Source organism: Saprospiraceae bacterium (assembly GCA_016709995.1).
Lineage (GTDB): Bacteria > Bacteroidota > Bacteroidia > Chitinophagales > Saprospiraceae > JADJLQ01.
Genome location: JADJLQ010000001.1, coordinates 1,100,367 through 1,116,899 on the forward strand (window position 1 = coordinate 1,100,367; position 16,533 = coordinate 1,116,899).

General features: G+C 40.3%; 16 protein-coding genes. 11 read left to right on the forward strand and 5 right to left on the reverse strand.

Features of this window, described 5'->3' with window-relative positions:
* Positions 1 to 16 precede the first annotated feature (16 nt).
* On the reverse strand, positions 17 to 1,585 hold the full coding sequence (locus IPJ09_04640; GenBank protein MBK7370719.1) for a DUF853 family protein: 1,569 nt from the start codon (positions 1,583 to 1,585) through the stop codon (positions 17 to 19).
* A gap of 609 nt (positions 1,586 to 2,194) precedes the next feature.
* Positions 2,195 to 3,148, reverse strand: coding sequence for a DNA/RNA non-specific endonuclease (locus IPJ09_04645; protein ID MBK7370720.1), 954 nt, complete (start codon positions 3,146 to 3,148; stop codon positions 2,195 to 2,197).
* 120 nt (positions 3,149 to 3,268) lie between these two features.
* Here IPJ09_04645 and IPJ09_04650 point away from each other — a divergent pair, with 120 nt between their 5' ends.
* From IPJ09_04650 to IPJ09_04660, 3 genes are read left to right on the forward strand one after another with little or no spacing between them, the layout of a single operon-like run.
* Positions 3,269 to 4,123 (forward strand): hypothetical protein, encoded by an 855-nt coding sequence (locus IPJ09_04650; protein ID MBK7370721.1) that lies wholly within the window; start codon positions 3,269 to 3,271, stop codon positions 4,121 to 4,123.
* Complete coding sequence (mqnB, locus tag IPJ09_04655) at positions 4,120 to 4,749, forward strand: futalosine hydrolase (protein MBK7370722.1); 630 nt, start codon at positions 4,120 to 4,122, stop codon at positions 4,747 to 4,749. The genes IPJ09_04650 and mqnB overlap by 4 nt, the downstream gene beginning before the upstream one ends.
* 45 nt (positions 4,750 to 4,794) lie before the next feature.
* Positions 4,795 to 5,784: a D-alanine--D-alanine ligase gene (locus tag IPJ09_04660; GenBank protein MBK7370723.1), complete on the forward strand. Its 990-nt coding sequence runs from the start codon at positions 4,795 to 4,797 to the stop codon at positions 5,782 to 5,784.
* On the opposite strand, the gene IPJ09_04665 is transcribed toward IPJ09_04660, so the two are convergent.
* Positions 5,778 to 6,821 (reverse strand): DUF3810 family protein, encoded by a 1,044-nt coding sequence (locus IPJ09_04665; GenBank protein MBK7370724.1) that lies wholly within the window; start codon positions 6,819 to 6,821, stop codon positions 5,778 to 5,780. The two genes, IPJ09_04660 and IPJ09_04665, sit on opposite strands and share 7 nt — an antisense overlap.
* 83 nt (positions 6,822 to 6,904) lie before the next feature.
* Here IPJ09_04665 and trxA point away from each other — a divergent pair, with 83 nt between their 5' ends.
* A complete protein-coding gene (gene trxA, locus IPJ09_04670) occupies positions 6,905 to 7,225 on the forward strand; it encodes a thioredoxin (GenBank protein MBK7370725.1) in 321 nt (106 codons plus the stop codon).
* Between the two features lie 55 nt (positions 7,226 to 7,280).
* Here the strand turns inward: trxA and IPJ09_04675 are convergent, their stop codons facing one another.
* Positions 7,281 to 8,033, reverse strand: a complete 753-nt coding sequence (locus tag IPJ09_04675; GenBank protein MBK7370726.1) for a triose-phosphate isomerase — start codon at positions 8,031 to 8,033, stop codon at positions 7,281 to 7,283.
* Between the two features lie 217 nt (positions 8,034 to 8,250).
* Here IPJ09_04675 and ppk1 point away from each other — a divergent pair, with 217 nt between their 5' ends.
* Genes ppk1 through IPJ09_04705 form a run of 6 tightly spaced genes read left to right on the forward strand, consistent with a single transcriptional unit; the run spans position 8,251 to position 14,975 of the window.
* On the forward strand, positions 8,251 to 10,329 hold the full coding sequence (gene ppk1 / locus IPJ09_04680; GenBank protein MBK7370727.1) for a polyphosphate kinase 1: 2,079 nt from the start codon (positions 8,251 to 8,253) through the stop codon (positions 10,327 to 10,329).
* A 27-nt stretch (positions 10,330 to 10,356) separates the two neighbouring features.
* Entirely contained in the window at positions 10,357 to 11,688 is a 1,332-nt protein-coding gene (gene purB, locus IPJ09_04685; GenBank protein ID MBK7370728.1) for an adenylosuccinate lyase, read from the forward strand.
* 50 nt (positions 11,689 to 11,738) lie between these two features.
* The gene (gene crtI, locus IPJ09_04690) at positions 11,739 to 13,217 is read left to right on the forward strand and encodes a phytoene desaturase (GenBank protein ID MBK7370729.1); all 1,479 of its coding nucleotides are present in this window, start codon (positions 11,739 to 11,741) and stop codon (positions 13,215 to 13,217) included.
* Entirely contained in the window at positions 13,214 to 14,059 is an 846-nt protein-coding gene (locus tag IPJ09_04695; GenBank protein ID MBK7370730.1) for a phytoene/squalene synthase family protein, read from the forward strand. The genes crtI and IPJ09_04695 overlap by 4 nt, the downstream gene beginning before the upstream one ends.
* Positions 14,056 to 14,514 (forward strand): SRPBCC family protein, encoded by a 459-nt coding sequence (locus IPJ09_04700; protein ID MBK7370731.1) that lies wholly within the window; start codon positions 14,056 to 14,058, stop codon positions 14,512 to 14,514. The genes IPJ09_04695 and IPJ09_04700 overlap by 4 nt, the downstream gene beginning before the upstream one ends.
* Positions 14,511 to 14,975, forward strand: coding sequence for a sterol desaturase family protein (locus tag IPJ09_04705; GenBank protein MBK7370732.1), 465 nt, complete (start codon positions 14,511 to 14,513; stop codon positions 14,973 to 14,975). Before IPJ09_04700 ends, IPJ09_04705 begins: the two co-directional genes overlap by 4 nt.
* Positions 14,976 to 14,980: 5 nt before the next feature.
* Here the strand turns inward: IPJ09_04705 and IPJ09_04710 are convergent, their stop codons facing one another.
* The gene (locus IPJ09_04710; GenBank protein MBK7370733.1) at positions 14,981 to 15,607 is read right to left on the reverse strand and encodes a DUF697 domain-containing protein; all 627 of its coding nucleotides are present in this window, start codon (positions 15,605 to 15,607) and stop codon (positions 14,981 to 14,983) included.
* A 212-nt stretch (positions 15,608 to 15,819) separates the two neighbouring features.
* On the opposite strand from IPJ09_04710, the gene IPJ09_04715 reads away from it, so the two are divergent.
* Positions 15,820 to 16,530 (forward strand): pirin family protein, encoded by a 711-nt coding sequence (locus tag IPJ09_04715; protein MBK7370734.1) that lies wholly within the window; start codon positions 15,820 to 15,822, stop codon positions 16,528 to 16,530.
* Positions 16,531 to 16,533 lie beyond the last annotated feature (3 nt).

Sequence of the window (16,533 nt, forward strand, 5' to 3'; positions counted from 1 at the left end):
CCTTTCTATTTCTGCCTTAGAACCATTTAAATCCAGTCGATTTTGCCTTTTTCCTTGCAGTGGTTCTTACACCCAATACCCCTAACAATCCTCTTGTGAGCTCTCTGGCGACTGTCCTTCCTACCTGTCGGGTCACTGTACTGTCCATAATCTTCTCCATGGTACTTTTTTCAGGACGCTCCCGTTGGCGTTGCTTTTGCATTTTATTGCGTTGATCTTCATCGCCAGCTTCGTTCAATATGGCAGTTAGTATTTCATAAGCACTTTCTCTATTGATCTTTTCGTTATAATACCCCACTTTTTCAGATCTGCTGACGATACGATCAATTTCTTCATTAGTCAAAACATCCATTCTGGAAGCAGGTGGTCGAAGCATTACCTGAACCAGGGGAGTTGGGATTCCCTTTTCGTTAAGGGTGGTAACAAAAGCTTCCCCAATACCCAGCTCGGTGATCAGCTGATCTATATCGTAAAAATCTGTCAGAGGATAGTTTTCGGCTGCCTGCTTGATAGCTTTTCGATCTGCCGCCGTAAATGCTCTCAGTGCATGTTGAACTTTTAATCCCAGCTGACTGAGCACAGATGCAGGTATATCCCTGGGGCTTTGAGTTATAAAAAAGATGCCTACTCCTTTAGATCTAATCAGTTTGATCATCGTTTCTATCTGGTCCAGCAATACATCGGAAGCTTCGTCAAAGATCAAATGAGCTTCATCTATAAATAAACAAAGTTTAGGTTTTTCTAAATCACCTTCTTCAGGAAAGGAGGCATATACTTCTGCTAACATCTGAAGCATGAAACTTGAAAAGAGTTTGGGTTTGTTTTGTATGTCCGTCAGCCTGAGAATGGAGACCATACCTCTACCCTTTTCATCAAACCTCACTAAATCATTGACATCAAAAGATCGTTCGCCAAAAAACTGCTCAGCTCCCTGTTGTTCCAATTCAATAATATTTCTGATGATCGTGCCTACGCTGGCGGTGGAGATTCGGCCATATTCCTTTTCGATATCCGCTTTTCCTTCATTTGAAAGGAAAGTCAATACTTTTTTTACATCATCCAGATCTAGCAGAGGAAGATTCTGATCATCGCAATATTTAAAGATCAAGGCCATGACTCCACCTTGCGTTTCATTGAGACCCAATATTTTGGAAAATAATACTGGACCAAATTCTGAAACAGTAGCTCTTAATTGTATGCCTTTTTCAGAAGATAAACTTAAAAACTCCACGGGTGAATGGGATGGTATGAATGGCATTCCAATGAGCGTACTTCGTGCTTCTATTTTTGAATTTGTCATCCCTTCCGTGGCAATGCCGCTCAAATCACCTTTAATATCCATCAACAGACATGGCACACCATGAGCAGATAAATTTTCTGCTAGCAATTGCAGGGTTTTAGTTTTGCCGGTACCCGTGGCACCAGCGATCAATCCATGTCGGTTCATCATCTTAAGCGGCAGCCTGACAAAGGAGTCTTTAATCGCCTCTTTATTATACATCGATGCCCCAAGTATCATGGTCTCACCATCGAAGGTGTATCCTGACTTGATGGTTTCTAGAAATTCATCCAATTGATTTGACATAAAATGTTAGATTTTGACGCTGCAAACTTAGATAAAAAATAATCCAACAACCCAATTATCATTTAACATACACACCGCTAATATGGAAATATTAAAAAAATACCTTTTAGCTCAAGATTTTTGTTTTTTTTACATAAACCATTAAAAGATAATGGCAACCAAAAGAACAACAAATCGAACTTCGACATGTAAAAAACTGCATGTTCCATGATATTCAGACGGTAAGTTTAAGGACATCCAAACCTAGGAGAGCGCTCATCGCGCAGACCTTGCTAAAAAATCCAAAGCTGAGTCTGCCGCCAATCCTGCCTCCAAATCAAGGTCAAACCTAAAGCAGTCAAAGCCATTGCTAAAAATGCTGCGCCTAAAGTTAAAGCTGCTGAAAAGCCCAAGGTAGCAATATCTATAGCCAAAAAAGCTGCTCCTAAGGCTAAGCTCCCCAATAACCCAAGGCAATAAAAGCAATAGCCCAAAAAGCCGAGCCTAAAAATTACTGTAAGACCAAAAAACCACAGCAACGCCTACGCTTGAAGTGGTAGTTAAAGAAAAAGTATCAAAGTCTAAACCTAAATCGCCTGAATTTCATAAGAAGGGAATGAACGAATCAACTCATTCCCTTTTATTCCAATCCTCTACTCGACGGCGATATCTGTTCTGATCTACCTTCCATAGGGATTTGTCCACCTTTTGCTCTAAGGATTCGATCAGCTTATTTTTACTGACTGCATTAAAAAAATTTATTCCAGACAGATTTTCTACACTGTCTATGGTGGTCATATAATTTTCGAGGGGTTGATCACTGGATGCATTCGGCACAATGAATCCTATGCCCTTCATTTCGGGACCCTCCAGGTCTAACAGTACTTTATAAAATAACGATGGTACACTGACACGGCTATTGCCTATTTTTTTAACGATACCAGTGGACAATATTGGACCTGTCACTATATAGAGTTTCATGTTTTTCCTGGACCAATCACGGACGCATTCCTCGAGCTCTCTCCAAATACCCTGGTTAAAGTATTTTTCCTGGGGCGAAATATTGCTCATATAAAAGCACTCTTCTGCAGCTGTTGGATCAAAACTCATATCCGCTGCCGGAGCCAGATGCCCCCGGGTATAGCCTGATCCAGTATAATCTCTATGCAAAGCAGATCGTGTGGGGATGGAAAGATCCTGAGCAAAATAGTCAAATCTATTTTGTTTTGGAGCATTGAGCTGATCTCTGGTCAGTGAGTAAGCTACCCACTCAGCTTCTTCATGGTTTTCAGAATAGGACAGCGTATAATATTTATGACTTATTAATTGATTATTGCCATTCACATTAGGTAGATTGGGAGTTATATCTACCGTGTCATTCCATTCACTGGGTGGAACAAGGGGCGTTTGTGTTTGTGTACTTCCTTCGGGTTCTCCGGAAGGTGTCGCATGATAATTTTTAACGAATTGTAATAGTTTCCAAAGCAATAGCATCAGGACTATCCCATACACCAATAATCTTATGATGTAAAAGCCTCCCTTCGATCTGGATCGACTTGAGTGATTGGAATTAAATTTCGCCATTGATAACCTTGTACAATTTGAGCTTAAAAATAGGTTCAAATGACAAATTCATCCGAAAACATTGTTTCATCCAAAAACATAAATTAAAGTTTGACCCAAAAGAAATATTTTTATGTCTTTATGAACCTGTATTCAGGATATGCGTGCTTAACCATATTGGCTTACTTTGTTGGCTTCAATATTTCTGCCTCCTATGCTCAAGGCCCTTATAATCAGATCAAAGGAGCACGAAGCAACGCACTCTCCAACCAAAGCGTGGCGTTGAAAGGAGTAGATGCAGCTGTAAGCAATGCTGCGGCATTAGGTCAAATCACGCTTCCCTCAGTTTCTTTGTTTGGGGAAAGTAGAATTATTGGGACCGGAATTCATGGATCTTCTTTTCTGTGTGTACTGCCAATAAAAAATATCGGAGGATTAGGATTTGGAGGTGAATTTTACGGAGTACCAGAATACAATCAGCAAGTCTATAAGATTGGTTATGGCAGGAAATTATCAGACCAGTGGTCCATCGGTTCCTCTTTAGAATATATCTCGTATCATACCAGCCAGCGGGATCCTTTTTCTATCGGTGTGGTACCAGTTGGCACTCAATATGATTTCAAGAAAGTTGGTTTTGCATTCAGTTATTTTCACCCACTAACTGGTGAGGCAGATCAAGGACAGTATCAGGCTCCCATTTGGTTGGCAGGAATGAGATATGAATTGTCTGATCTGGTGCGGCTGTATGTTGAAGTCGAAAAAGAGGGCGACTTCGACGCCTATCTCAAATTTGCTACAGAATATCAATTGATTCCAGAACTTGCACTTCGTGCAGGAGTGACTAATGGACCTGCTTCTTTTTGTTTTGGAGTCGGTACCCGCGTATCAAAGAGATTGGATATTGATATTTCTACGATTTTTTACCAGCATTTGGGGGTAAGTCCTTCGTTGGGCCTTCGATATTTTTTTAAAGATAATGCGCTGCCCACTCAATGAAAATATTACTCTGTGCCGCTACGCCGATGGAGATGTTTCATTCCGCTTTCCCTGGATCAGAAGTAGATCGTGTCATCACGGGTATCGGTATAGCTCATACAGCTTTTACTTTAGGGGCTTTTCTGGCAAATACTTCGGTAGATCTTTGCCTGCAAATTGGTATAGCCGGGACTTTCAATCCAGACCTTGAGATTGGGAGCGTAGTAGCTGTCCAAAAAGATTGTTTTGCAGATTTGGGAGTAGAAGACCATGATCGATTTGTGCATATTACAGAAGCCTTAGCACTCGATACTCAAAATGCATTTGATCGACTCTGGATCCAGCCTGAAGATCAGTTGATCAGCCAGCTGGATCTGCCGGTAGTCACGGCTATTACTGTCAATACCACCCATGGAAATCGACAATCCATCGACAAAGTCATCTCGAAATATCCTGCAGAGATAGAATCAATGGAAGGTGCGCCCTTTTTCGCAGCTTGCATGACTGCTGGCATTCCTTGTCTCCAAATCAGGGCTATATCTAACCTGGTCGAACCTAGAAATAAATCAAATTGGAATATCCCGCTGGCTATACACAGACTGCATCAGGAAGTCGAAAGAATATTGCCCAAATTGCACCTGGATTGATCATTTTGCGGTTTCATTAAGTGGACTTAATCTTAAATTTGCACCATGAAGAAACAAATCGCCTTCGTAACTGGAGGCTTATCCGGGGAGTCAGTTATTTCTTATGAGAGTGCCAAGACGATTGAAGCTAATGTAGATCAGGATTTATTTGACTTGTACAGAATTGATATCCGACACGATGGTTGGTTTTACAACCCAAATCCCGATTCATTTTTGCCAGTGGATAAAAACGATTTTAGCATCACTCATGATGGTCGAAAAGTCACCTTTGACGCCGTACTTTGTGGCATTCATGGCACACCGGGCGAGGATGGCAAACTTCAGGGATATTTTGATCTATTAGGCCTGCCTTACACCGCTTGTAGTGTGGCCTCATCCAGTATTACTTTCAATAAGCGATACACCGTAGCTGTGGCAGCCTTTTCGGGAATACCTGTTGCCAAATCTCTGCATTTTTTTAAAGAGGATCAGTTAGACATTGAAGATATATTATCACAACTTACATTGCCTGTATTCGTAAAACCTAATAACGGAGGTTCCAGTATCGGTATGAGCAAAGTTTCAAATGCATCCACGTTGGCCGATGCCATCCAAAAAGCATTTAAAGAGGATGCACAGATTTTGATAGAAGAGTTTATATCTGGTACCGAGCTTACCATAGGGGTTTATAAACGGAATCATGATATCATCACGCTGCCCATCACAGAAATTCGCAGTAAAAAAGATTTTTTTGATTATGAAGCCAAGTATACCACCGGAATGGCTGAAGAAATCACCCCCGCTCCTGTAGCTGAAGATATCGCCGCTTTGATCAGAACACAAGCCGCGAAACTGTACCATATTTTTGACTGCAAAGGTGTAGTGCGTATAGATTTTATTTACGATACGGAATCAAAGAAAGCCTTTATGCTTGAGATCAATACAGTGCCAGGACAGAGTGCTAACAGCATAGTACCTCAACAAGTGCGTGCTAGTGGCGACAGCTTAAAATCATTTTATACCGCCCTTATCTTGTCCTGTCTGCCTAATCAATGAGTATCTAAAAGTCCCTGTGCTCTGGCCTGCCTCACATAATCAATGATTTTGTCATAACTGGCCAAGCCTTCCTTTACACCCTGGACGGTCAGATATTTATTGTAAATCTGATCTCTGACTTTGGGGAAAATATCAGGATATTTCAACATTTGTCGATTTATATCATCCAAATCATGCTGAATGGTTGCTGGCAAAGCAGCTCTTAACTCACTATAATGATTGGGATATCTCCATCGATATTCGCCAGCCACGTATCTGTAATATCCCATAGCAGCACTATATCGAATGCTCGAATCAGGATGATGAAAGGTGGCTAAATAAGCGAGGAAATTACAAGCACCTTCATCAGTCACACCAAATCCATGACTCATCTCATGGGCCATGGTAAATGGTTTTTGCAGTGGATGCAAACCTGCATCGATATAAGCTTCGCCTACATAAGGCAGATAGAATCCCGCAGTTTTGATTCTTAGTAATATGCCCGCTGGTAACAATTCTTTTACCCGAACCAATCCCGCCGTCATGTATCCAAATTGTTGCGTGGCATCCTTTACATAAGGCCTGATCATGTCCTCTAACTGAGCTGCCCTATACACCGTCGATGGGTTTAAAGGTCTGGACAGGAGCATTTCATCGGTAGCGGATTGAAGTTCTTCTAATAAAGAGGTACTATCTAAAGCGGCTGTGGGGATCAACGGGTACCTCGAATCAAAATCTATTCTTCGATAGTTATAGGCCCACAGCCAATAAAAAAGTAATATAAAAGTCGACAGTCCAATAGCAAGGCGTTTAATTTTTGACAAAAGTGGCCTTCTGATAAAAAATAACCTTAAGACCATAATCACTACTCCTAAGGTTAAGAAATAGATTAATGGAAATGGCAACCAAACTAAAGGGCTGATTATCAACCTAATAATAGAAAATATCCCCTTGCCATAGATCAATTCGACATAAGAATGAGGGATTAAAAACAAGCTCAAACTGACCAATAACAATCCAAGCAGGCCATAATTTTTATAAGTATTTTTCAAAGACATATTAAAAAAGCACGATATTTGATCCCTCTTAAACTTTCCTGCAAATTAAGGTGTTATTATATCCAACTAATAAAATAAAAATTATGGCACAAACTATTACTGACAGCAATTTTAAGTCAGAAATCAAAGACAAAAAAGGTGTAGCGCTCATAGACTTTTGGGCAGAATGGTGCGGACCATGCCGTATGATCGGTCCTATAGTCGAAGAACTGTCTTCAGAATATAAAGACAAGGCCACAATAGGAAAAGTGAATGTAGACGACAATGCCGAAGTCACTATGGAGTTTGGTGTTCGCTCAATCCCAACCCTGTTATTTTTTAAAGATGGCGAGTTGGTCGATAGACATGTAGGAGCTACCAGCAAAAAAGTATTGACTGATAAATTGGAAGCTTTGATGGCTTAACCTGTTTACCAATTATAAAAAAAGCCTTCTTGTTGACAAGAGGGCTTTTTTTTGATCAAAATCCTGAAGCTATCTTTAAAAAATCTACAGCATCCAAAGAAGCTCCTCCCACCAGGGCACCGTCTACATCAGCTTGTGAAAATATCTCTCGTGCATTTGCTCCTTTGACACTACCACCATACAGTATGGAACATGCTGCAGCAACAGCAAGATCATATTTCACTTCAATTTGTGTTCTAATAAATTCGTGCATTTCCTGAGCCTGGAGAGGACTCGCGGTCACTCCCGTACCAATGGCCCAAATCGGCTCGTATGCAATTATTATTTTAGAGAATTCCGATGATGACAAATGAAATAGTCCTTTGGTCAACTGATTCAGCACAAAGTCGTTTTGTTTATTCTCGTTACGCACCTCTAAGGACTCTCCCACGCAAAAAATCGGAGTCAAGTCCTGCGCCAAAGCGGCATCTACTTTGAGTGCCAGTAATTCATCCGTTTCGTTAAAATATTGACGACGCTCAGAGTGTCCCAAAATAACATAAGGTATGCCGCAAGATTTTAACATTGGAGCAGAAACCTCACCGGTATAAGCCCCTTTAGCCTCCTGATGACAATTTTGGGCACCAATTTGAATAGAAGAACCTATTAAGACAGATTTTACTGGCATTAGATGCGTAAATGGAGGAATGACGATCATCAAAGGATGGTTACTTGTATGGTTTGCAGCTAGATTTTCTGCCAGGCTGATCCCATCTTCGAGTGAGGTATTCATCTTCCAGTTACCAGCGACTATTTTAGTTCTACTCATGATATTAATTAAGTATTGATTTTAAAGGGGGCGAAGTTAAAAAAATCGCCAATGGCAGACTATTGATTTCCTCGGTTTTTGATGGGCTATCGCGCAAACTTAAAATAAAAAATGTATAGAATGTTGTTTTCCAAACCCATAGGAGCACTTTTTAAAATTAATATCAGAAGTTCCTTAAAATCCTGTTTTTAAACTTATTTTGTGGGCTACGACTTATATGGTTCAGAGAAAAACACCTTTATTCGAGAGGGATATCAGTTGGTTATCATTCAATCACAGGGTACTTCAGGAAGTAAAAGACTTGAGTGTCCCTTTACTGGATAGGTTAAAGTTTATGGCTATCTACTCCTCTAACCTGGAGGAGTTTTTTAAAGTCCGGGTAGCTCAATTGAGAAACTTGATCCGGGCTGGTAGAAGTACAAGAAAACAGCTCGATTTCGAACCGGAATTATTATTAAGATCCATACTCAAGTTGGTTAATTCGCATCAAAAAGAGCTGAGCAATGTGTTTAACAAACAACTATTGCCGGATCTAAGGTCACATGGTATTCATATTCTTGGGCCCGAGATGCTTAGCCAGGCTCAATTAAATTTTGTTGATAATTATTTTCACGAATACCTCCAGGCATATATTCAACCTATCTTATTAGTAGATTCTAAGGTCAAACCATTTTTACATAGTGGGGCACTTTATTTATACCTGCATTTATTCGACAAAAAAAAAAATAAAGCCACCGACCATTATGCGATCGTGAGGCTACCTTCTGATCAACTGCCCAGGTTCATTATTCTGCCTGAGTCAAAAAAAGGCGAGCATCATCTCATGTTTCTTGACGACATAGTCAGGATGTCAGTCAAATATTTATTTCCGGGCTATATACTTAAAAATGCCTACTCTATCAAATTGACCCGAGATTCAGAGCTATATATCGATGATGAATATCAAGGTGATCTGGTCGCCAAAATCAAAAAAAGTCTCATAAAAAGAAGTGTAGGCCCAGTGTCCAGATTGGTATATGATCGTTCTATGCCTGCCAATATGATGAAGCTATTAAAAAAGACCTTTGACATCATGCAGGTTGATACGATCCCCGAAGGAAAATATCATAACAATTTTGATTTCTTCAAGTTTCCTGACTTTGGTAAATCCTTTTTAAAAGAGCCTGTCCTGGAGCCCCTGACCTATGAACCTATCGAAAACTCAGAAGATATCTTCGAAACCATCTCCAGAAAAGACCGCATGATTCATGTACCATATCAAAAATATGAGTCCGTGATCAAATTATTTGAAGAAGCTTCGAAAGACGATAATGTCACTCACATCAAAGCAGTGCAATACAGAGTGGCGAAAGAATCTAGAATTATGGATGCATTGATCGATGCAGCCCGCGCCGGCAAGTCGGTAAGTGTTTTCATAGAAGTCAAAGCCAGGTTTGATGAAGAAGCCAATCTGCGATGGGGAGAAAAATTGGAAAAAGCAGGTGCAAAAGTGATGTATAGTTTTCCTGGCTTGAAGGTGCACTCCAAAATCGCCTGGATTCGCAGAAAAGAAAAAAATAATTACCGTACTTATGCCTATTTGAGTACAGGCAATTTTAATGAAGATACAGCCCTCATTTACTCAGATTATGGTCTTTTTACTGCTGATAAAAGGCTAACCAATGAAGTGAAAAAAGTGTTTGACTTCCTGGAAACCGGCATCAAACCTAAATCCCCTTTCCACCACTTATTAGTAGGTAAAAATAATTTAAGGGAAGAGCTGAGCAGGATGATTTTGACTGAAATCGATCATGCAAAAAAAGGTAAACCCGCAGAAATCTTTATGAAACTCAATAGTCTTGAGGACAAAGAGATGATCAAATTGCTCTATCGCGCTTCGGATACAGGTGTCAAGGTTAAATTGATTATAAGAGGTATCACGTGTATTTTGCCTGGCCGTAAAGATCTAAGTGAAAATATAGAAGCTATCAGTATCGTAGACCGGTTTCTGGAACATGCTCGAATATTTATTTTTCACAATGGGGGCAATAAAAAAATTTATTGTTCATCAGCAGACCTGATGGAGCGAAATCTCAGTTTTAGGATAGAGACAGCATTTCCTCTATATGACAAAGATATTAAAGAGCAAATATTATATCTGATGGACCTACAATGGCGTGACAATGTAAAAGCCAGGACGCTCAACAATCAGCATTTAAATACATATCGTAAAATTAGCAGCACCATATCTATCCGTTCGCAACTGGAGACATACAATTATTTTAAAAATCTAACCAGGTTACAAAAAGGTGAATAGATTGGTATCTTTAGATCTGTAAATTCTATGCTAAAATCTATATCCCCGATCGATGGCAGATATGCTAAGGTCACCAGCCCCCTGGCAGATTACTTTTCGGAGTATGCACTGATCCGATATAGAGTACTAATTGAAATAAAATATTTTGAGGCACTATGTCATGCAGGTTTGCCTCAATTGGTCGGCGCTATCCCTCATATACCTATCCTGAGAGCCATCGTCACTGCCTTCAGTGAACAAGATGCTCTTGAAATTAAAAGGATAGAATCTATCACCAACCATGATGTCAAAGCAGTAGAATACTTTATTAAACAAAAAATCGACCATACCGCTCTTGCACCATGGTCAGAGTTTATTCATTTTGGCCTCACCTCTCAGGACATCAATAATACGGCACAACCGCTGGCTTTGTCAGAGTGTAATACTACCGTCCTATATCCATTAATCACTAAGCTAATTCACGCATTGATCGAAAAGGCTGAACTGTGGATGGACGAACCTATGTTGGCTTATACTCATGGGCAGCCAGCCAGTCCCACTACTTTGGGCAAAGAAATCAAAGTCTTTGCAGAAAGATTACGTGGCCAATTTACTTCACTACAAGCATGTCCGATCACTGCTAAATTTGGTGGCGCTACTGGCAATTTCAATGCCCATGCCGTGGCTTATCCTGATCGGGACTGGCATACTTTTGGGGATCAATTTGTCTATAGCCTGGGACTCCAAAGAATCAGATGGACCACTCAGATCGAGCCCTATGATTATTTTGCAGCCTATTGTCATAATATCATAAGAATCAACACGATATGCATAGATCTTTGTAGAGATATCTGGATGTATATTTCCCGACATTACCTCAAACAAAAAACTATAGCTACTGAAGTCGGGTCATCCGCTATGCCTCATAAGGTCAATCCAATAGACTTTGAAAATGCCGAAGGTAACCTGGGAATTGCCAACGCCCTATTCTCCCATTTTGCTGAAAAACTGCCTATATCCAGGCTGCAACGTGACCTTACTGACAGTACCGTATTGCGAAATTCTGGTGTGCCTATCGGACACACCTTAATTGCTATACAATCGCTGCTCAAAGGTTTAGGCAAAATTGAGATCAATAAATTAGTCATCGACGCTGATTTAACTGCAAATTGGGCTGTCATAGCAGAAGCCATCCAAACCATATTGCGAAGAGAAGGAATCAAGGATTCTTATGAATTACTCAAAGATTTTTCCAGGGGCAAAGCAGAAATCACCAAAGCAGATTTTCAATTATTTATAAGCAACCTCAGTGTCCCTGACACCATAAAAAATGAGTTATCAGCCATCCATCCTGCTAACTATATCGGACAAATCAGGTAATTTATCATCGGTGATTGTGAACAAAAACGATTATTTTTTATTTAATCTATGTGCAGAAGAGAATTGCCGTAATTGGAGCAGGTTATGCTGGTATGACAGCGGCAGCTATATTGGGTAGCTATGGCCATGAAGTATCTGTATTTGAAAAAAATGATAGTCCTGGTGGTAGAGCAGGTCAAATCCGTGAAGAAGGCTTTATATTCGACAAAGGCCCCAGCTTTTATTGGATGCCAGATGTGTTTGAAAGATTTTTCAACCAATTCGACAAGTCAGCCTCCGACTTTTACCAGCTAAAACGCCTGGATCCCTCTTATAAAATATTTTGGGCTGACAGACCCCCTATCTCCATGCCTGCAGACCAGGCAGCAGTAATCAGCTTATTCGAATCTATTGAATCCGGTGCCGGAATGAAGTTGAAGTCCTATCTCGACGAGGCTAAAATAAAATATGAGGTCGGGATGGGTGATTTTGTATACATGCCCTCCATGTCCCTTACAGAATATGTTGATATCAGATTGTTGAAAGAAGCTTTTAGGTTAGACTTGTTTACCTCTATCTCAAAACATATAGCGAGTCACTTCAAGAATGATTATTTAAGGCAAATCTTAGAGTTTCCAGTATTGTTTTTAGGGGCAAAGCCACAAGATACTCCTGCACTATATAGTTTAATGAATTACGCAGATATCACCTTAGGGACCTGGTATCCGATTGGAGGGATGTATGAGGTCTCTAAAGCAATGTACCAGGTAGGTGTAGATCAGGGAGTTCAATATCATTTTGCCAGTGAAGTGATCCACATCAATCCTAATAAAAATAACAAAGTGGACCTCCATTTTCAAAATAATGAAAGTGATTCATTTGATTATGTGATTTCCGGTGCCGATTACCAACATACTGAAGCGAAGCTTTTGTCCAAAAACCTGCAATCTTATACCCCTAAGTATTGGGACAGCAGAGCATTGGCTCCTTCTGCCCTTCTTTACTTTCTCGGATTTGATACCGTATTACCCAACCTGGAACATCATAGCCTGTTTTTTGATGCTTCTTTTGACTATCATGCAAGGGAAATCTATGATGAACCGGCATGGCCAAAGGATCCCTTGTTTTATACCAATTCGAGTAGCCTGACAGACCCGGATTGCGCACCTGCTGGTTATCATAATTTGGTAGCCCTCATCCCCGTTTCCACTTCACTGGAGGATACTGAAGAAGTGAAAGCACGTTACCTGGACATCATTTTAGAGCGATTATCAAAACACACGGGTATCCCTGCGCGGCAACATCTGATATTTCAAAAATCATATGCTCAAAGAGATTTTATCCGGGAGTTTCATTCTTTTAAGGGTAATGCGTATGGACTTGCCAATACGCTGATGCAAACCGGCCCTCTTAGACCTAAAATACAAAGCAAAAAAATCCCGAACCTATTTTATTGTGGCCAATTGACCGTACCGGGTCCTGGCTTGCCTCCATCAATCATCAGTGGCGAAATTGTCGCTAGATTTGTTCACCGAAAAATCCTTGCATGAGTAAAGAAATGTTTGATCGGTTAGGAGCAGCATTCAGCAGAAAGGTGACTAAGTCCTATAGTACATCCTTTTCTATAGGGATTGCTTTACTCCACAAATCCATTCGAGCTGATATATATTCGATTTATGCCTACGTTCGGTTTGCCGATGAAATAGTGGATACTTTTCACGATTATGATAAAAAAGCTCTTTTAGAAGATTTTATCAAACAAACCTATCAAGCAATCGATCAAAAAATAAGCTTAAATCCTGTCTTAAATCAATTCCAGCACACAGTTAATCGTTACCGGATCGATCATGACCTGGTCGAAGCGTTTTTACAAAGTATGTGTATGGACCTGGACTGCAACCAACATGACAGAGCGTCCTATGAAAAATATATAGTGGGATCCGCTGAAGTAGTAGGTCTGATGTGCCTGCAAGTTTTTTGCAAGGGTGATAAAACTGAGTATATGCAGCTAGCTCCATATGCCAGGCGATTAGGCGCAGCTTTTCAAAAAGTAAATTTTTTAAGAGATCTGCAAGCTGATAAAGAAGGATTGGGAAGAAACTACTTCCCACAATGGCAGGATGGTCAGCCATTTGATGACGAGATCAAAAAAAATATACTCGCAGAAATAAAAGAAGACTTTAAGTCTGCTAGAGTAGGCATCTGCATGCTGCCATCTTGTTGCAAATCAGGAGTATATGCTGCATATGTGTATTACAAAGCTCTTTTACTCAAAATAGGCCAAACTCCGAGTAACAAACTCATGAATTCAAGAATCCGCATCAATAATGCCCTTAAACTACTGTTGCTATTTTATGCCGGCTTAAAAGTAAAACTCAACCAGGTACAATGAAAGTCTATACCAAAAAGTGGTATTTAAACCTGCCTATCTCCATAGAAAAGGCGTGGATATTTTTTTCCAGGCCTGAAAATCTTGGCAAAATCACACCCCCGGAAATGCAGTTCCAGATCTTAAATGACATATCCTCAACGGACATGTATGAAGGCATGATGATCCATTATACGGTCAAGCCCGTATGGGACATTCCTATGAGGTGGTCTACGGAGATCACTCATATCAAAAAACATGAATATTTTGTAGATGAGCAACGGTCAGGCCCTTATGCTTTGTGGCATCACGAGCATCACTTTGAATCAGATGGTCAAGGAGTCAAGATGACAGATATTTTACATTATGCCCTGCCATTGGGTATGCTGGGCCAGGCAGTCAATCAACTTTTTGTGCATCAGAAGATAGACGGTATCTTTGCATATAGAGAAAAAATCCTAAAAGAACTTTTCAAATGATGAGCAATATTTTGGTTACAGCTATCACCTTTGTCGCTATGGAAGGAGTAGCCTGGTCAGCACATAAATATCTTATGCATGGTCAGCTATGGTCCTGGCATCATGATCACCACGACCCTCAAGCCAGATCACATCAATTTTTCGAAAAAAATGACCGGTTCTTTCTGGTATTTGCTATACCCAGTTTTTTCTGCTTTTTGAGTGGACTTTTGTCCCCGTATAGTTTCTTTACATTCATTGGTCTTGGGATTCTTATATATGGATTCTGTTATTTTTTGGTGCACGATGTATTCATTCATCAGCGTTTTAAATGGCTGCGCAATTCTGACTCTATCTATTTCAGAGCTATCAGGAAAGCACACAAAGTCCATCACAAACATTTGAGCAAAGAAGATGGTGAATGTTTTGGGATGTTGTGGGTCCCGTTGAAGTATTTTAGAGAAGCCGCAAAAGCAAAATAGTGTGATTAGATATCTGCCAGCAGTTTTTCTTTCATTTTCATAAATTCTGCTTCTGTAATCAATCCATTTTCTTTTAACCTTCCGAGTTCAGCAATTTTATTTATTACTTCCGCTGTAGCGCCGGTACTTGCTTTGTGCATAGTCTCTTTGAGATGAATCTCTTCCTCACGTATATTTTCTGCAACTTCTTTTCCTTTTTCAAACATCTCATCATAGATCTTTTTCAACCTGGAAAGGTCAAAATCCAGGAAGGTACCACCAGTTTCAAAATGCTTTTTAAATGCCTGGCCCAGGGCATAAGAAGAAGCACCAGACATCACAGAGACGGCCATACCACCTATAAAGCTCCCTGCACCAGGGATAAATTTTACTACGGTCCTGGCTGCCAGTCTAGCCAGACCAGAGGAGGTAATCGAAGAAATGATGGCTTTGCCCTCAGTTTCTTTAAATTCTATTTCATAGACTCTGCATAGCTGTCTCACCATATCAAGCTGAATAGCACCTACTGCAAAAAAATCAGCTATCGGTACAGGAATAAAACCTGCTCCCATAGCCCAAACCAAATGGTTTCTGATGACAGCATCTGCTTCCTGATCGCGGTGATTTTTTTCGAACTCTATAGTATTATCCATATCAGCGAATTTACACCAAAATTGAACTATTTATGTCGTCCTAAACAAAAATGATCGACTAATCCCAGAGTTATAACGATCAGGGTCCTATCCGAATTAGGGACATTACTACCCTGCTAAATGCCTGGCTATAGAATTGTACAATATAATTAGTTTCTGTTTTTAGGTAGTTTTGCAAACCTTCAAAGGCCCAAAATGTTTAATACCCAATTATGAATACAGTCATACACAAAGCAAATCAACGCGGCCATGCTGATTTTGGATGGCTTGACAGCTACCATTCATTTAGTTTTGGCAATTATTATGACCCAGAAAAAATTCATTTTGGGGCTCTGAGAGTGCTCAACGATGATGTGGTCATAGGAGGCAGAGGATTTGGTTTTCATCCTCATGACAATATGGAGATTATATCTATTCCACTTGAAGGAGACTTAGAGCACAAAGACAGCCTTGGCAGTCAGGCAGTGATCCGAAGCGGTGATGTACAGGTCATGTCTGCAGGTACAGGTATCGTGCACAGCGAATACAATCAAAGCAAGACTGAACCTGTGAAGTTTTTACAGATCTGGATCGTCCCTTCTCGTCAAAATGTAAAGCCGCGGTATGACCAAATCACTTTAGGCATATTAGAACCTAACAAATTTCATCTCATCGTATCACCTGATCCGTCGGATGAGGGAGTATGGATACATCAGCAAGCCTGGTTACATATTGGAAGCTTTGATCGAGGTCTCGAAGCTGCCTATTCAAAAAAACTGGATGGTAATGGCGCCTATTTATTCCTGCTATCTGGCAAAATCCTGGTTAATAATCTAGAGTTAAATTCGAGAGATGCCATAGGTATCACTGACACAGAGAATATCGTAATCCAAATCCTCGAATCTTCAAGAATATTAATGATTGATGTCCCCATGCAACTTTAAAAC